Consider the following 1,781-nt stretch of genomic DNA (forward strand, 5'->3'; position numbering starts at 1 on the left):
TGTCCGAAAAGTCGAGACACCCTTTTTTTATTGTTGATTTTCTCTAAAATTATTATTTTAGAGTTGAACAAAATACAACAATGGCTAAGGTAGTTTTTAAAAATCAGACTGGCAATTGTCCAGAATTATTTCCGGCAAATATTTTTGATAAAATCCCTGATAATCATCCTGTTCGATTGGTTGATACAGTGGTTAACTCTCTGGATATCAGCGATATTATAAAGAGATATAAGGGAGGCGGTACATCAGCCTATCATCCACGAATGATGATCAAAGTGCTGTTCTATGGCTATTTATCCAATGTGTATTCATGCAGGAAAATAGCCAAAGCACTCAATGAGAACATCCACTTCATGTTTATCTCAGGAAACTCAACCCCTGATTTCAGAACCATCAATGATTTTCGCGGTAAAATCCTAAAAGGCTCCATCAAGACATTGTTTGCCGAAGTGGTAAAAATGCTTGTTGAGATGGGATATGTAAGCCTTGATGTTCAATACATTGACGGAACCAAGATTGAAGCAAAATCCAACAAATACACTTTTGTCTGGCGTAAGTCAGTTGAAAATCACAAAGAAAGGTTGGAAGGTAAAATCAAGAGTATTTTATCAGATATCGAAGAAAGCATCCTGTCAGATAATAAAGAAGTTAATCAAGAAGAATTGCCTGAAAAAATTGATTCTGAAGAATTAAGGGAGCGACTTTCAGCTATAAATAAAAAGCTAAAAGAGCCTTCAAAGAAGGTTGCTAAAGAGCTGCAAAAGCTTCAGGAAGAGCATCTTCCCAAGCTAGAGAAGTATGAAAAAGACTTGGAGATTTTGGGGGATAGAAATTCGTACAGTAAGACAGATCATGATGCCACATTCATGAGAATGAAAGAGGACCACATGAAAAACGGACAACTAAAACCTGCTTACAACCCTCAGATATCAACTGAAAATCAATTTATTACCCATGCTACTATCCACCAAACACCAGGGGATACCACCACTTTAAAATCCCACTTGGACAGTTTTGAAAAATCGTATAATAAACAAAGTAAAGAGATAGTAGCTGATGCAGGATACGGCAGTGAGGAAAATTATGAAATGCTTGAAAAAAAGGGAGTTGATGCCTATGTGAAATACAATTACTTCCACATGGAGCAAAACAAGAAGACAAAGAACAATCCTTTTCTTCCCCAAAACCTTTTCTACAATGCAGAGCAAGATTTTTACGTATGCCCCATGGGACAGCGGATGGAGAATGTTGGACAAGGAAAGCGCACTTCAGGTAATGGATATATATCTCAAGTGACTTACTATCAGGCAAAAAACTGTGAAGGATGCCCTTTAAGGACCCAATGTCACAAAGCAACAGGTAACAGAAGAATCGAAGTGAACCACAGGTTAAAATTCTTAAAACAGCAGGCCAGGGAAAAACTAATGAATGAAAAAGGGCTTGAACACAGGAGTAAAAGACCAATAGAGGCAGAAGCTGTGTTTGGCCAGCTGAAAAGCAATAATAAATTCAACAGATTTACATTTACAGGCTTAGAAAAAGTAGAATTAGAGTTCTTATTGATGGCAATTGGCCATAATCTGAGAAAGATGGTGGCTAAAAGTATGCGCTCTGGACTAAAATCAACTGAAAAATCAGCTTTGGGCTATAAATACTACAATAGTCGAACTGTATTTTACATATCAGGGAAGAAAACATATCAAAAATCCCCTATCTTAACTTTAGATTTTCAAAATCAAAAAATAGCGGCATAAAAAAGGCTGCCCTTTTCGGACAGCCCC

1 protein-coding gene is annotated in these 1,781 nt (G+C 37.0%); it reads left to right on the top strand.

Going from position 1 to position 1,781, the window contains the following annotated elements:
• Positions 1-80: 80 nt before the first annotated feature.
• Entirely contained in the window at positions 81-1,754 is a 1,674-nt protein-coding gene (locus tag B879_RS20615) for an IS1182 family transposase (RefSeq protein ID WP_009187164.1), read from the top strand.
• Positions 1,755-1,781 lie beyond the last annotated feature (27 nt).

The organism is Cecembia lonarensis LW9, assembly GCF_000298295.1.
In the GTDB taxonomy this organism is placed as follows: Bacteria; Bacteroidota; Bacteroidia; order Cytophagales; family Cyclobacteriaceae; genus Cecembia; species Cecembia lonarensis.